The sequence below is a fragment of the Mesorhizobium sp. M1322 genome (genome assembly GCF_040318085.1).
In the GTDB taxonomy this organism is placed as follows: Bacteria; Pseudomonadota; Alphaproteobacteria; order Rhizobiales; family Rhizobiaceae; genus Mesorhizobium.
The window spans coordinates 1-14,922 of the sequence record NZ_JAMYLP010000001.1; the positions used below are offsets into that span (position 1 = coordinate 1).

A 14,922-nucleotide genomic window follows, 5' to 3' on the forward strand; every position below is an offset into this window, starting at 1 on the left:
CGAACTCCCGGTAGCGTCCCAGCCATTTGTAGCCGATCTTGCGCGACACCCCGAACTCAGCACACAGCTGCGTCATCGTCTCATCACCCGCCAGGCACTCCACAACAAACCGAAGCCGCTCATCCATGATGTCAGTCTCTCGCCAAACCATCGCCGGTCCTCCCGGCGGACAAGAAAACTGTCACCCATGCAATCGGTCCATTCTGTTACCTATCTATCCGGTTCGGACACGAGCCCCTTCTCCCCGTCGCTATACGGGGAGAAGGGGCCGGCAGGGCGATGAGGGGCAGCACAACCTGATGCGATTGCCTGGAATCCGTAGCGCGGTTGCACCGATCGCCAAGACCGCCTAACAGAAAGCCGATTGTAAACCTTTCGCAGGTGCGAAATCCGCATGAACCTTCTCAAGCTTGTCGCGCTCGACGATCAGGATCTGAGCATCGTCTCGGCCCATGTCCAGGACGCCGTGCTGAAGGTCGGCGATCTCGAATACATGCCGGCGGTCAAGCGCTTCGTGATGACGATGAACCGCTTCGTCTGGGAGGCGAAATCGGGCCTGTTCCGCCAGCACAATGAACGGCGGCAAAGCGTGCTGCATTTCGACCGGGTGCTGGGCGCCAAGACCAGCGGCATTGCCCGCGACAAACCCGATGAGGTGCTGTCGCTGATGGCGATCAGCTTCCTCGCGCTCGACAAGCCGGCCGGCATTGTCGAGCTGATCTTTTCAGGCGGCGGCGCGATCATGCTCGATGTCGAGTGCATCGAGGCGCGGCTGGCTGACATTGGCGGCGCCTGGGAAGCGACGTCGCGCCCCTTCCACAGAGCCTGAGCGGCACAAGATGGCCATCACCCTTCGTCTGTCCGATGCCGATTTCGAGCAGCGTTTTGCCGCGTTCCTTTTGACCAAGCGCGAAGTCTCGGCGGACGTCGACGCCGTGGTGCGCGCGATCATTGCGCGGGTGCGCGCCGAGGGCGACGCGGCGCTCATCGAGTATACGCAGAAATTCGAAAAGGCCGACCTGAAAGACCTCGGCATAGCCGTGTCGCAAGACGACATCGCCAAGGCCTACGATGCGGCCGACCCGCAGACGATCGAGGCGCTTAAATTCGCCCGTGATCGGATCCGTTCCCACCACGAGCGGCAGCGGCCAAAGGACGACCGCTATACGGACGCAATCGGCGTCGAGCTCGGCTCGCGCTGGACGGCGATCGAGGCGGTCGGGCTCTATGTGCCGGGCGGTACGGCAAGCTATCCAAGCTCGGTGCTGATGAGCGCCGTACCGGCCAAGGTCGCCGGCGTCGAGCGCATCGTCATGGCGGTGCCGGCGCCCGGCGGCATCATCAATCCGCTGGTGCTGGTGGCGGCGGATCTGACCGGCATATCCGAAATCTACCGCGTCGGCGGTGCGCAGGCGATCGCGGCGCTGGCCTATGGCACTGAGACGATAAAACCGGTCGCCAAGATCGTCGGCCCCGGCAATGCCTATGTCGCCGCGGCCAAGCGCCAGGTGTTCGGCACGGTCGGCATCGACATGATCGCCGGGCCTTCGGAAGTGCTTGTCGTGGCCGCCGGCAGCAACGACCCGGACTGGATCGCCGCCGACCTGCTTGCCCAGGCCGAGCATGACGTGTCGGCGCAGTCGATCCTGATCACCGACGATCCCGTCTTCGGCGCAGCGGTCGAACAGGCGGTCGAACGCCAGCTGAAAAACCTGTCGCGCGCCGAGACGGCGGCGGCGAGCTGGCGCGACTTCGGCGCCGTCATCCTTGTTCCCCGAATCGAGGCAGCACTGCCGCTGGTCGACCGCATCGCCGCCGAACATGTCGAGCTTGCCATCGACGAGCCGGAAGCCTTCCTGGCGCGGATGCGCAATGCCGGCGCCGTCTTTCTCGGTCGCCACACGCCGGAAGCCATCGGCGACTATGTCGGCGGCTCCAACCACGTGCTGCCGACGGCGCGCTCGGCGCGCTTCTCGTCCGGGCTTTCGGTGCTCGATTTCGTCAAGCGCACCTCGATCCTGAAGCTCGGACCGGAGCAATTGCGGGCGCTGGCGCCGGCGGCCATCGCGCTGGCCAAGGCGGAAGGCCTCGACGCCCATGGACGCTCCGTCGCCATCCGGCTGAACATGTAGACTGATATGTCGGACTACGATCGAACCCATGCCAGGCTGATCGATGTCGAACTCGACGAATCGATCGGCCGTTCGACGCCCGATGTCGAGCATGAGCGGGCGGTGGCGATATTCGACCTGATCGAGGAAAACAGCTTCCAGCCAGTCAATGACGACGGCGCCGGGCCTTATCGGCTAAAACTGTCGCTGGCCGAATCCCGCCTGGTCTTTGCAGTAACGCGCGAGGACGGCGCGGCCGTGGTCACCCACATCCTGTCGCTGACGCCGCTCAGGCGCATCGTCAAGGACTACTACATGATCTGCGAAAGCTATTACGACGCTATCCGCGCCTCGACGCCCAGCCAGATCGAGGCGATCGACATGGGCCGGCGCGGGCTGCACAATGAAGGCTCGCAGACTTTGATGGACCGGCTGGCCGGCAAGATCGATATCGATTTCGATACGGCGCGCCGGCTGTTCACGCTGGTCTGCGTGCTGCACTGGCGAGGCTGAGCTGCCAGCCCCTCTGCCCCGCTCGATCCTGCCCCGCTCGATCCTGTTTGTCTGCGGCATGAACGCGGTGCGCTCGCCGATGGCCGAACTGCTGGCGCGCCAGGTGCTTCCGGCCACTACCTTCGTGGCGTCGGCCGGGGTGCGCGGCGGCGAACGCGACCCGTTCGTCGACGCCGTGCTGGCCGAGGACGGGCTTTCGCTGGGTGAACGGCACCCTAGGACACTGGACGATCTCGAGGACGACTATTTCGATCTGATCGTGACGCTGTCGCCAGAAGCCCATCACACCGCGCTCGAGCTCACCCGCTCGCTTGCCGTCGACGTCGAATATTGGCCGACGCCGGACCCGACTGGCGTCAGCGGCACGCGTGAGCAGATCATGGCCGCCTATCGCGAGGTGCGCGAACGGCTAAGGGCGCGAATCGGCCGCCGTTTCCTAGCGCCGGAAGCGAAAAACGGCGCTGATTAAGCGTGTTCACAAGCGCACGATTATCATATAGGTTCCGCCCAAATTCCGGCTAGAGTCGGATGATTTCAGGTCTGTTCGACCTGAAATCTGAATCCGCCTCTAAATCAAAGAAGTAGAGCATGATGTCGTCCGAAAACCGCTTCACACTTTTCGGCATCATGCTCTAGGCGCTGGGAATCCCATCCAAGCAAAGGTATCGAATGCCGAAGGAAGAAGTCCTTGAGTTTCCGGGTGTCGTCACGGAATTGTTGCCCAACGCGATGTTCAGGGTGAAGCTCGAAAACGAACACGAAATCATCGCCCACACGGCCGGCCGGATGCGCAAGAACCGCATCCGCGTGCTGACCGGCGACAAGGTCCTGGTCGAGATGACACCCTACGACCTGACCAAGGGCCGCATCACCTACCGTTTCAAGTAAGATCGTCAGAGTTCGGCCGGGATCGCGATGAGCATTTTGCAGAAGCTCGTGCTTGCCTCGGGTTCGCCGCGCCGGATCGAACTGTTGCAGCAGGCCGGCATCGAGCCGGACCGCGTGCTGCCGGCCGGTGTCGACGAGGCGCCGCTGCGCGCCGAGCATCCGCGCTCGCTGGCCAAACGCCTGTCGAAGGAAAAGGCCGAGAAGGCGCTGGCCTCGCTGCAGACGGAAGAGGACTATGTGCCGAGCTTCGTGCTGGCCGCCGACACGGTGGTCGCCGTCGGCCGGCGCATCCTGCCCAAGGCCGAAACGTTCGAAGACGTCGCCAATTGCCTCGGGCTGCTGTCAGGTCGTTCGCACCGGGTCTATTCCGGCATCTGCCTGATCACGCCGGGAGGCAAGCTGCGCCAGCGGCTGGTCGAGACCAGGGTGCGTTTCAAGCGGCTGCCGCGCGCCGAGATCGACGCCTATGTCGCCTCGGGAGAATGGCGCGGCAAGGCCGGCGGCTACGCCGTCCAGGGGCTGGCCGGCGCCTTCATCGTCAAGCTTGTCGGCTCCTACACCAATGTCGTCGGCCTGCCGCTCTATGAGACGGTGGCGCTGCTGACCGGCGAGGGTTTCAAGGTGCATGCCAACTGGCAGTCAGCTCGGCCATGAGCTCAGGGCGATCATGAGCTCGGACGACAAGGTCACGCCGCTGCGCCCCAAGCGGCCCTGCCCCGAATGCGGCAAGCCGTCGGCGCGCGAGACCTACCCGTTCTGCTCCGTGCGCTGCAAGGACATCGACCTCAACCGCTGGCTCAAGGGCGCCTACGTCATTCCGGGCCGCGACGACGAGGACGAACCGGACAACGACCCACCCAAATGAGGCTGTTCGGCACGGCTTGGTGACTTCGACCTCGTCCCAAGAATCCGCCCGTCGAGCAACTGCTCGTTTCCCGCTTGAAATCAACGCTTAAGCGCTGGACAGGCCAGATTCCCGTGCTATAACCCACGCGCTTTCAAGGGGCGCCTGCGGCGCTTTCAAGAAATCCGGCGTGCAGAACTGCCCGCGTGCCGGAACAGGCCCAGATAGCTCAGTTGGTAGAGCAGCGGACTGAAAATCCGCGTGTCGGTGGTTCGAATCCGCCTCTGGGCACCATTTTCCATGGCAATTGCTTAACCGTCCGACAGACGTTTCGTTGGACTTTGCCGGAAAGTGCTGGCGAGCGCAGATAAAATTCGACTTTGGTCCAGGACACGGAAGGATAGTCGTGCCTTTTTGGAAATCGCACAAGAAGTATAGCGCAGGAACGTGGGACGATCGGCTCGACGGACTATTTTCATGCGGGGTAAACTACGCCGGTAAGACGATCCTTGATGTTGGCTGCAATATGGGCATCGTCGCTTATGAAATCGCCAAACGCAGACCGGCCTACATCCACGGTATCGACATTCTAAAGCCACACACCCGCGTGGCGCGTTCCATCTTCTTGGGATCGAACGTGGAAAGTCGATTTGACGCCATGAACCTAGGCAGTCGAAAGCTTCAATCTGTTCTAAATGACAGTTACGATATCGTTCTTCTACTGGCTGTGTACCAGCATGTCCGCAGGGGGTTGGGTCAGGAGGAGGCCGATCGCATCTTTATCGACATCATCAACCGCGCACAGACTATTGTGGCGCGAGTTCCCGACGAAGACGACATCCGGCTTCAGTCTTTGATCGAGGGTGCTGGGTTCACCTCATCTCATCGCCACAAGTCGCCACGCGGGAGTACCGTCTTGGCTTATCATCGCGACTAGGCCGAGCGGATGGCGATTGTCACGCGACCCAGACGCATTTCCGCGCCTATCACGTGACCTGAGCGCATCATGGCGGCTTGGCCCGGCGAAACATCTTTGCTCGGATTGGGCGGATGACGGATTTGATTTGCTTGGTGATCCCCTATCCTTAGGGCAAACTGCCTGCTGGGGCTCTAGGAGGCGAAATGAGAGCACGCGCAGCAACGGTTGGAGATCTGGAAAATGTTTTCAGTGATCTGTCCAAGCGGATATCCGACGAGTACGTCGCGGCCGGCAAGGACAGCAAGATCGCCTACGACAATCTGATGATGAACTTGAAAGAAGGCCGTGCTCACGCGCTTGTCCAGGGCGAAAAGACCGTGGCGCTCATCGCGTGGCACGAGAATAGCGACGCTGCTGATACGCTGTTCGCCGCGCAGGAGGATTTCTTCAGCGCCGCGACCGTTCGCTTCTGCAAGCGGCACATTCGCCATATCCAGGCGCTCGCCGGCAACCTCCCCATTCACTCGCGCAGCTGGCTCCAGAGACCGGACGTCGCAAAATGGTTCCGGATAATCGGCTATGTCGAGCGGGGCCAGGAGAATGGCGCCAATTTGTTCGAACTGCCGCCGGCGCCCGCCGCATAAGAAACCCAGGAGTGCTGCAAAACGCTGCCATCGAGTTCCGATGGCGTCGCGCTGACATCGGCCGATGGTTGAATCCAATCATATCGCCGCTCCGATGCGCCAGCCAAAAGGCCCGCCGCTCCATTTGCGAAGCGGCGAGGCCCCATATTTGGGGACAACTTCCGGGCTGTTGCCCGGCAATGCTTACGGTGCAATTCAGATGCCAGACGGCTGACCCATAATGGGACACCGCACAGGGAAAGCGCGAACCATCTTCCGCGATCACACCACTGCCACAGCTCGCCATTCCTGCTATATTTGCTTGCGGCGGACCTGATTTCCGCCTGGCCGGCGCCCATCAGGCAATCTACCCCAACGCCCCCCAAAGTGGCGCCGGCCAATCTTCGCCACCGACACAGTCATGCACGCCCTGCGAGGGCGAAGCGCGCGATCGTCGTCAGGCCACGATAGTCAGCTGCAGTGGTTCGACCCCTCCAGAGCGGCGGACTTTCAACTCGAACGCCCGGCTGGCGATTCCAATCCGGCAGATCGCCTGGAACGGCAGGACGATCCGACATAAATCCAAAAAACCGCTAGCAAGCCGCGGCCAGAAAGTGTTGAAGACCGTGCCGATCGCATTGAACGCGGCGCGATCCAGTTGCGCTCGGCAAGGCTTGATGATTTGTTGCCGCTTCAAGGAGAATGAATGATGCGCGAGCCTGTCGGTCAAGACGAATATGGGTCGGCCAACCCCTTCGACCCGGACGACCTGACGACGTTGAACGTGATGGGTCCGGGGGTGGCCAGCAACGATTTCGAGAAATACGCGGTCGCCGTGATCATCGTTTTCGGCGCTCTCATCATTGGCGGCTTGATGGCCGCAACCCTGGCCTTGGGGCACCGTAACGGCTTCCTGTACGCGCTTGGCGGGGCCACCGCGGCGTGGATATCCGGAAATGCGCTTCTGCTCGATCGGCCGCGAATCTATGCCTTGTTCGTCGGCATCGCGGCGGTGATGCTGATTGCGTCCACCATCACGCTGGTCATCTGACCGAACAAAATTAATATCCGATCGCCTCGCCGGATGCGGCGCGGCTGTCGATGGCGCCGTTGTAGCGGGCGCCGCCGCCCTTCTCGATCTCGGCCAGGCTCTTGCCGCCGACCAGGATGCCGGCCGCCTGGCCCCAGGTCGCCTCGGTGACATCGAGGTGGTAGCCCATGCCGGCAAGCAGTTTTTCGGTATCGGGCGACAGGCCGAACGGTTCGATATAGACCGTGTCGGGCAGCCATTGGTGGTGAATGCGCGGCGCGTCGATCGCCTCCTGGATGTTCATGCCGTGATCGACGACGTTGACGATCGCTTCAAGCGTGATGGTGATGATGCGCGAGCCGCCGGGGCTGCCGATGACCATGAACGGCTTGCCGTCTTTGGCGACGACGGTCGGGCTCATCGACGACAGCGGCGTCTTTCTCGGCTCGATCGCATTCGCCTCGCCTTGGACGAGGCCGTAGAGATTGGGCACGCCCGGCTTTTGGGTGAAATCGTCCATCTCGTTGTTGAGCAGGATGCCGGTGCCGTCGGCGACGACGCCGGCGCCGAACGAGCCGTTCAGCGTATAGGTCACCGCGACGGCGTTGCCGTCATTGTCGACGATCGAGTAATGCGTCGTCTCCTGGCTCTCGCCAAAACCCTTCGGCATCAATTCCTGCGACACGCCGGCCCGGAACGGATCGATCTTTTCGCGGATTTCTTTCCCATAATTCTTGTCGAGCAGCTTTTCGACCGGATTGTCGACGAAGTCGGGATCGCCGAGCGCCGAATTGCGGTCGACATAGGCATGGCGCATCGCCTCGACCATGACTTTGACGGTTTCGGCAGAACCCGCGCCGAGATAGGACAGCGGGTAACCTTCCAGCACGTTGAGGATCTCGCAGATGATGACGCCGCCCGAGCTCGGCGGCGGCGAAGAGGTGATCTCATAGCCGCGGTAGTTGCAGGTCACCGGCTCGAGCTCGCGGACCGCGTAGGTCTCGAAATCCGCCTTGGCCAGAATGCCGCCCTTCTCCCCGCTCGCCTTGAGGATGCCGTCGGCGATCGGTCCTTTGTAGAAGGCATCGCGACCTCGCTCCGAAATCGCTGAGAGCGAGGCGGCGAGATCGGCCTGAACAAGCTGCTCGCCAATGGCATAAGGCTTGCCGTCCGGCTTCAGGAAGATGGCGGCCGCGGCCGGGTCCTTGGCCAGCCGCTCGGCGCCGCGTTCGAGCGAGGCGACGTCGCCCTGCTCCAGCACGAAGCCGTCCCTGGCATAGCGGATGGCCGGCGCCATCAGGTCCTGCCGCGTCAGCGTGCCGTATTTTTCCCGTGCCGTCTCAAAACCGGCCACCGAGCCCGGCACACCGACCGCAAGATAGCCGTCCAGGCTGGCGCCCTTCACCGGCTTGCCGTCCTTGTCGAGATACATGGTTTTCGTCGAGGCGAGCGGCGCGCGCTCGCGGAAATCGAGGAACGTCGAACGGCCGTCCTTGAAGCGGATGGTCATGAAGCCGCCACCGCCGATATTGCCGGCGTTCGGGTAGACCACAGCCAGCGCATAGCCGACGGCGACTGCCGCATCGACGGCGTTGCCGCCGTTCTTCAGCACCTCGACGCCGACTTCCGACGCCAGATACTGGGCCGTCACCACCATGCCGTGCTCGCCCTTCGCCGGCTGCGGCGAGGCGGCGAAGATGGCCGTCAGCGGCGCAAGGGTCAAGGTAAGCGAAAGACTGAGGGCGATTAGGGTGCGGCGGTGCATGGCCGTTCTCCGAAGCGTGGGATGCGCCTAGAAAAGCCGTTTGGAGAGGTTGAGTCTACTGACAATAATGAAGATTCGGGGAGGCTTGCACGCCTGCGCCGGTTCGGTTCGCAAGCCGCCGTTGCGATCTTCGGCTGATGTAACGGCATGGATCCTAGGGTCTCCGCGACGTCGCTTCGCTCCTGCTCCGCCCTAGGATGACGAAGGGAGAGAGGCATCGGCTAATTTCGAACGCCTTCGCTTGTCATCAGCCTACCTACGCTGCGACGCAACTGCCAAATCTCCGCCATCTGCCATTAGCTATAAGCCAACACGCCTTCGTCATCCTAGGGCGGAGCAGGAGCGAAGCGACGTCGCGGAGACCCTAGGATCCATGCCGTGACCTCGCAGCGTCGCCGCGTTGACGGCAAGCCCTATGCTTCACGCTTCAACCGTTTTGTTCTTGCTTTGTGCCGGCAGTTATGCTATTGATTTATTTATAGTGCTAACTTGCGCCGCGACCCGCCTCAGGCGGGTTTTTTTCGTTTCAGGCCGGTATCAAACAATCCCGCCGCTGCCGCCGGCAACCGTCGGCCGTTCCGCCGCGACCTTGGCCCGATAGCCGGCGGCGCGGTAGGCGGCGACCGGATCGATGGCGCCGCCTGTGTTCAGCCGCGCCATCGCGAGGATCGGCTCGACGTCGGTGCGATAGGCAACTTTCAGCGTCTGCGTCGCCATCAGCGCGTCATTGGCGTCCTGATAGGCTTCCAGCGCCTTGCGATCGACCAGCAGCGCCTGCGCATAGGCGCGCTGGACCTCGACCGCCGACAGCATCAGGCTTTCAATCGGGTCGGTGACGTTGTGGCTCTGGTCGAGCATGTGAGCCGGATCAAAACCTTCGGCAGCGGAAAGCTCGGCATCGACCAGTTCGTTGAAGACGAGGAACAGCCGGTAGGGATCGATCGAGCCGGCGTCGAGATCGTCGTCGCCATATTTCGAATCGTTGAAATGGAAGCCGCCGAGCTTCTTGAACTGGATCAGCCGCGAGACGATCATCTCGATGTTGACGTTGGGCGCGTGATGGCCGAGGTCGACCAGGCAGAACGCCTTGTCGCCGAGCTCTTTGGCGATGATGTAGTTGGTGCCCCAATCCTGCACGACCGTCGAATAGAAGGCCGGCTCGTACATCTTGTGCTCGGTGAACAGCTTCCAGTCGTCCGGCAGTCCGGCGTAGATCTCCTTCATCGCGTCGAGATAACGCTCGAACGCCTTGGCGAAATTGACCTGGCCGGGGAAATTCGAGCCGTCGCCGATCCACACCGTCAGTGCCTTCGAGCCCAGCGTCTTGCCGATCTCGATGCATTCGAGATTGTGCTCGACGGCCTGCCGGCGCGTTGCGGCATCGGCATGCGACAGCGAGCCGAATTTGTAGGAAAGTTTTCGGTCCCTGGCGTCGGAGAAGGTGTTCGAGTTCATGGCGTCGAAGCCGAGGCCGAAGCGCGAGGCCGCCTGTTTCAGCCGATTCGGGTCGGCCTTGTCCCACGGAATGTGCAGCGAGACGGTCGGCGTCGCCTGCGTCAATTGCCGGATGACAGCGCAATCCTCGATCTTGTCGAAGATGTCGCGCGGCTCGCCGGCGCCTGGAAAGCGGGCAAAGCGGGTGCCGCCGGTGCCGACGCCCCAGGACGGGATCGCCACGGCGAATTTTTCGACCTTGCCGCTGATAGCGTCGATGGCGATGCCGCGACGGTCGAGGCGCTCGCCGAGCGAGGCGTAATCGCGCGTGAGGTCGGCTGCGCGCGCGGCATTGTCCTTGTCAACGATGTCGGCGGAGATGATGGTTTCGGACATGGTTCCTCCCAATATGCGTTTGGTTGGCGCTGCCCCTCATCCGCCTGCCGGCACCTTCTCCCCGTATAGAGACGGGGAGAAGGGTGAAGCTCCGCCGCTGGCGACCTCCTCTCCCCGTTCTTCAGGGGGAGAGGGTAAGGGTGAGGGGCAGCGCCGCCTTCAAACTATTATCGCGTAAAGCTCTGGGCGTTGCCCGCGTCGACATTAACGATGTTGCCGGTCGACTTGGCCGACATATCGGAGGCGAAGAAATAGATCGCCTCGGCGATGTCTTCGGGGAATACCGAACGCTTCAGCATCGAGCGTGCGCGGTAGTGCTCCTCGAGGTCGTCGGTCGACATCTTGTAGGCGGCGGCGCGCTGTTCCTTCCACTCGCCGGTCCAGATCTTCGAGCCGCGCAGCACGGCGTCGGGATTGACGACATTGACCCTGATCTGGGCGTCGGCGCCTTCCAGCGCCAGGCAGCGCGCCAGATGGATCTCGGCCGCCTTGGCCGTGCAATAGGCGGCGGCATTGGGCGATGCGGCAAGACCGTTCTTGGAGGCAACGAAGACGACGTTGCCGCCGATCTTTTGCGCGCGGAACAGCCGAAATGCTTCCCGCGAAACCAGGAAATAGCCGGTCGACAAGATGTCCATGTTCTTGTTCCACAGCGCCAGCGTCGTCTCCTCGATCGGCGCCGAGGTTGCCAGGCCGGCATTCGACACCAGAATATCGATGCCGCCGAACTCGACCGCGGTCTCGGCGAAGCCGGAGATCACCTGGTCTTCAGCGGTGACGTTGATGACCAGCGGCCGCACGAAATCCTTGCCATAGGCTTTGGCCAACTCGTCATTGGCGCTGGCAAGGGCTGTCTCGTCGATATCGGCCAGCACGACGCAGGCGCCTTCGCGCAACAGCCGGGTGGCCGTCGCCCGGCCGATGCCGCCGGCGCCGCCGGTGACCAACGCGATCTGGCCGGCAAGCGCCTTCGGCTTCGGCAGGCGCTGCAGCTTTGCCTCCTCGAGCAGCCAGTACTCGATATCGAAGGCTTCCTGCTCGGGCAGGCCGACATAGGTCGACACCGTCGAGGCGCCGCGCATGACATTGATGGCATTGACGTAGAATTCGCCTGAGATGCGCGCCGTTGCCTTGTCGCCGGCGAAGGTGAACATGCCGACGCCGGGCATCAGATAGACCACGGCGTTCGGATCACGCACCGGTGGCGAATCCGCATGCTTGCACCTGTCATAATAAGCTTGATAGCCAACGCGATATTCCGCCACGTCGTCGGCGAGACCGGCGATGACGGCATCGACATCGGGGGCCTTGGGATCGAACTCGATGACCAGCGGCCGGATCTTGGTACGCAGGAAATGGTCCGGGCAGGAGGTGCCGAGTGCCGCCAGCGGGCGCAAATCCTTGGAATTGACGAATTCCAGCACGGCGGGTGAATCGTCGAAATGGCCAAGCTTGTGGCTCTTCTCCGAGATCAGGCCGCGGATCCTCGGCATCAGCTTTGCCGCCACGGCGCGACGCGCCGGCGCGTCGAGCGATTTGACGACTTCGCCACCGAAGATCGGCTTGCCTTCAGACTTGCGCTCGAACCATTCGATCGCCTGGTTGATCACCGAGATCGTCGTCTCGTAGCACTCCCGAGGCGTCTCGCCCCAGGTGAACAGGCCATGGCTTGCCAGCACGACGCCCTTGGCTTCAGGGTTCTCGAGGCAGAATTTTTCCAGCCACAGGCCGAGTTCGAAGCCCGGACGCTTCCATGGCAGCCAGCCGATCGCGTCGCCGAATATCTCCTTGGTCAGTGCCTTCGAATCCTTCGCGGCGGCAATGGCGATGATGGCGTCGGGATGCATGTGGTCGACATGGGGCTTCGGCACGAAGGCGTGCAGCGGCGTGTCGATCGAGGCCGCGCGTGGGTTAAGATTAAACGTACAATGGGGCAGATAGCCCACCATCTCGTCCTCGTGCTCGACGCCGCGATAGAGGCCCTTCAGCGCGCGCAGCTTTTCCATGTAGAGTGTGGCGAAGCCGTCTGTTTTAATCGAGGCGCTGTCGCCGCCCGAGCCCTTGACCCATAGCACTTCCACGCTCTCGCCGGTGAGCGGATCCTTTTGCCAGATCTTGGAAGAGGTGTTGCCGCCGCCATAGTTGGTGACGCGCTTGTCGGAGCCGAGAATATTCGAGCGATAGACGAGACGTTCCGGCTCGCTCATTGCTTGGGCTTTCGCCTCATCCCAAAGATTGGCGAGGCGCGTGCCGGAGCGCTTGTCGAGCATAGGTAATCCTCCCGTGACGTGAGACGCGCAAAACGGTCAATTGCCACCGCTTCGCGGGCCAGATGCCACCGCATAGCGGGTCAGCTTTGGTCGAATGTCCACGGAAGCGGCGACATTGTCAATCACAAACGATCAAGATTGATCATATTGCACTGCACAATGGAATTATATGATCGGAAATGATTGACACTGCGCGTTTTGGGTGCCTAGATGCTGAGGCAGGGAGGAACCATGCACGAGAAAGAGCGCCACAGGATCATTTTGTCCGCCGTCCAGGAAAAGCCTGTGGTGACGGTGCAGGAGATGGTCGACCTGACGGACTCGTCCGAGGCGACAATCCGGCGCGACATTGCGGCGCTGCATGTGCAAAAGCGCCTGCGCCGCGTGCGTGGCGGCGCCGAAGCGATCACGCCACCGCAGTTCATCGGCCTTGCCGGCCGGCCCTTTTCCGTCAACGAGACGATCAACGCTTCGCAGAAGCGGGCGATCGCGCGTGACGCCGTGGAACTCTGCAAGGACGGCGAGCCGATCATCATCAATGGCGGCACCACCACTTTCCAGATGGTGCATTTCCTGACTGGCCGCCGCATGCCAATCTTCACCAATTCCTTTCCGATCGCCGAGCACCTGCTCAAGCACTCCAAGAACACGGTGATGCTGTCGGGCGGCACCATCTACCGCGAGCAGAACATCATCCTGTCGCCCTTCGAGAATGACGTGACGCGCAATTTCTATGCGCGTCGCATGTTCATGGGCGCGCAAGGGCTCGGGCCACTCGGCTTGATGGAAGGCGATCCGCTGCTGATCCAGGCCGAGCAGAAACTGATCGATCAGGCCGACGAACTGGTGGTGCTGGTCGACTCGTCGAAATTCCGCAAACGCTCGAGCCTGATCCTGTGCGGCCTGTCGCGCATCGCGACCGTCATCACCGACGACGGCATCGAGGACCGCGAGGCCAAGATGTTGGAGGCCGCCGGCGTGACGCTGGTCGTCGCCCGCACAACGCTAGGCAATAAGGAAGAATCTTCGCTGCAGGCCTGAGACGCCCCGCAGCGGCGATGGAATGCAACGCTCAAGGGAGGATATTCGATGAGCTTTTTGAAGAAATTGATGGTTACGGCGGCGTTCTCCGCCGCCATGTTCGTGAATGCCGCCTATGCCGAGAACGTCAAGATCGCGCTGGTGGTGAAGTCGCTCGGCAATGGCTTCTTCGATGCCGCCAACAAGGGCGCCGAAGAGGCGGCCAAGGAACTCGGCGGCGTCGACATCATTTACACCGGCCCGACCAAGGCCACCGCCGAGGCGCAGATCGAAGTGATCAATTCGCTGATCGCCCAGAAGGTCGATGCCATCGCCATTTCGGCCAATGACGCCGACGCGCTGGTGCCGGCGCTGAAGAAGGCGATGGATCGCGGCATCACTGTCATCTCGTGGGATTCGGGCGTCGCTCCGGAAGGCCGGCAGCTTCACCTCAACCCCTCCGACACCAACCTGATCGGCGAGACCATCATCAAGCTTGCCGCCGACTACCTGCCGGAAGGTGGCGATGTCGCCATCCTGTCGGCTTCGTCGACCGCAACCAACCAGAACGCCTGGATCGACGCGGCCAAGAAGGTGCTGCCGGAGAAATTCCCCAAGATCAACCTCGTCGCCACCGTCTATGGCGATGACGACTCGGCCAAGAGCACGGACGAGGCCAAGGGCCTGCTAAAATCCTATCCGAACCTCAAGGCGATCATCGCACCGACCACGGTCGGCGTCGTGGCCGCCGCGCAGGTGGTGACCGACCAGGGCCTGATCGGCAAGGTCAACGTCACCGGCCTGGCGCTGCCGTCGGAGTTCAAGAAGTTCATCGACAACGGCGCCTCGCAGGCAGTCGCGCTATGGAACCCGATCGATCTCGGCTACTCGGCCGTTTACCTCGCCCATGATTTGGCGGTGAAGAAGGAAGAAGCCAAGCCGGGTGCGACGCTGTCGATCGGCCGCGTCGGCAAGGTCACGCTCGACGACACCAACTCGGCCGCGATGGCTCCGCCCTTCAAGTTCGACAAGTCGAACATCGAAGAGTTCTCCAAGATCTATTGATCCTGGAGCCCTTCAAGCCGGCGCGGCGGGCTCAGGTTCCGCCG

At 62.1% G+C, this 14,922-nt stretch carries 17 protein-coding genes and 1 tRNA gene; 13 read left to right on the top strand and 5 right to left on the bottom strand.

The annotated features are described in order from the left end of the window. On the bottom strand, positions 1–151 hold a 151-nt coding region (locus tag NKH12_RS00005; RefSeq protein WP_352951422.1), incomplete at its 3' end, for a helix-turn-helix domain-containing protein. Between the two features lie 243 nt (positions 152–394). On the opposite strand from NKH12_RS00005, the gene NKH12_RS00010 reads away from it, so the two are divergent. From NKH12_RS00010 to NKH12_RS00055, 10 genes are all read left to right on the top strand, one after another. Further along, complete coding sequence (locus tag NKH12_RS00010) at positions 395–829, top strand: DUF2948 family protein (protein WP_352951300.1); 435 nt, start codon at positions 395–397, stop codon at positions 827–829. Positions 830–839: 10 nt separating this feature from the next. Next, positions 840–2,132: a histidinol dehydrogenase gene (gene hisD, locus NKH12_RS00015; RefSeq protein ID WP_352951301.1), complete on the top strand. Its 1,293-nt coding sequence runs from the start codon at positions 840–842 to the stop codon at positions 2,130–2,132. Between the two features lie 6 nt (positions 2,133–2,138). Further along, positions 2,139–2,624 (top strand): UPF0262 family protein, encoded by a 486-nt coding sequence (locus NKH12_RS00020; RefSeq protein WP_352951302.1) that lies wholly within the window; start codon positions 2,139–2,141, stop codon positions 2,622–2,624. A 1-nt stretch (position 2,625) separates the two neighbouring features. Continuing rightward, positions 2,626–3,093, top strand: a complete 468-nt coding sequence (locus NKH12_RS00025; protein WP_352951423.1) for an arsenate-mycothiol transferase ArsC — start codon at positions 2,626–2,628, stop codon at positions 3,091–3,093. A gap of 200 nt (positions 3,094–3,293) precedes the next feature. Continuing rightward, entirely contained in the window at positions 3,294–3,512 is a 219-nt protein-coding gene (infA, locus tag NKH12_RS00030) for a translation initiation factor IF-1 (protein WP_006200926.1), read from the top strand. A 27-nt stretch (positions 3,513–3,539) separates the two neighbouring features. Continuing rightward, on the top strand, positions 3,540–4,166 hold the full coding sequence (locus NKH12_RS00035) for a Maf-like protein (protein ID WP_352951303.1): 627 nt from the start codon (positions 3,540–3,542) through the stop codon (positions 4,164–4,166). A 13-nt stretch (positions 4,167–4,179) separates the two neighbouring features. Continuing rightward, positions 4,180–4,377 carry a DNA gyrase inhibitor YacG gene (gene yacG / locus NKH12_RS00040; protein ID WP_352951424.1) on the top strand — a complete coding sequence of 66 codons (198 nt, stop codon included), beginning with the start codon at positions 4,180–4,182 and terminating at the stop codon, positions 4,375–4,377. Positions 4,378–4,574: 197 nt separating this feature from the next. After that, positions 4,575–4,650 (top strand) — tRNA-Phe (locus tag NKH12_RS00045). 112 nt (positions 4,651–4,762) lie between these two features. Beyond that, positions 4,763–5,293, top strand: coding sequence for a class I SAM-dependent methyltransferase (locus NKH12_RS00050; protein ID WP_352951304.1), 531 nt, complete (start codon positions 4,763–4,765; stop codon positions 5,291–5,293). 185 nt (positions 5,294–5,478) lie between these two features. Further along, entirely contained in the window at positions 5,479–5,919 is a 441-nt protein-coding gene (locus tag NKH12_RS00055) for a hypothetical protein (protein ID WP_095493505.1), read from the top strand. Between the two features lie 436 nt (positions 5,920–6,355). On the opposite strand, the gene NKH12_RS00060 is transcribed toward NKH12_RS00055, so the two are convergent. Next, positions 6,356–6,628, bottom strand: coding sequence for a hypothetical protein (locus NKH12_RS00060; RefSeq protein ID WP_352951305.1), 273 nt, complete (start codon positions 6,626–6,628; stop codon positions 6,356–6,358). Here NKH12_RS00060 and NKH12_RS00065 point away from each other — a divergent pair. Next, a complete protein-coding gene (locus tag NKH12_RS00065; protein ID WP_036267505.1) occupies positions 6,605–6,949 on the top strand; it encodes a hypothetical protein in 345 nt (114 codons plus the stop codon). The genes NKH12_RS00060 and NKH12_RS00065 overlap by 24 nt on opposite strands. 10 nt (positions 6,950–6,959) lie before the next feature. Here NKH12_RS00065 and ggt read toward each other — a convergent pair whose 3' ends face one another. The 3 genes from ggt to NKH12_RS00080 all read right to left on the bottom strand — a co-directional run bounded on the left by ggt (position 6,960) and on the right by NKH12_RS00080 (position 12,793). Continuing rightward, on the bottom strand, positions 6,960–8,693 hold the full coding sequence (ggt, locus tag NKH12_RS00070) for a gamma-glutamyltransferase (protein WP_352951306.1): 1,734 nt from the start codon (positions 8,691–8,693) through the stop codon (positions 6,960–6,962). Positions 8,694–9,230: 537 nt separating this feature from the next. Continuing rightward, positions 9,231–10,523: an L-rhamnose catabolism isomerase gene (gene rhaI / locus NKH12_RS00075; RefSeq protein WP_352951307.1), complete on the bottom strand. Its 1,293-nt coding sequence runs from the start codon at positions 10,521–10,523 to the stop codon at positions 9,231–9,233. 167 nt (positions 10,524–10,690) lie between these two features. After that, positions 10,691–12,793 carry a bifunctional rhamnulose-1-phosphate aldolase/short-chain dehydrogenase gene (locus tag NKH12_RS00080; RefSeq protein WP_352951308.1) on the bottom strand — a complete coding sequence of 701 codons (2,103 nt, stop codon included), beginning with the start codon at positions 12,791–12,793 and terminating at the stop codon, positions 10,691–10,693. A gap of 231 nt (positions 12,794–13,024) precedes the next feature. Between NKH12_RS00080 and NKH12_RS00085 the strand changes: the two genes are divergently transcribed. Both NKH12_RS00085 and rhaS read left to right on the top strand, forming a co-directional pair. Beyond that, positions 13,025–13,834 (top strand): DeoR/GlpR family DNA-binding transcription regulator, encoded by an 810-nt coding sequence (locus tag NKH12_RS00085; RefSeq protein WP_128342161.1) that lies wholly within the window; start codon positions 13,025–13,027, stop codon positions 13,832–13,834. A gap of 48 nt (positions 13,835–13,882) precedes the next feature. Further along, a complete protein-coding gene (gene rhaS, locus NKH12_RS00090; RefSeq protein ID WP_254019031.1) occupies positions 13,883–14,878 on the top strand; it encodes a rhamnose ABC transporter substrate-binding protein in 996 nt (331 codons plus the stop codon). The last annotated feature ends 44 nt before the right edge of the window (positions 14,879–14,922 follow it).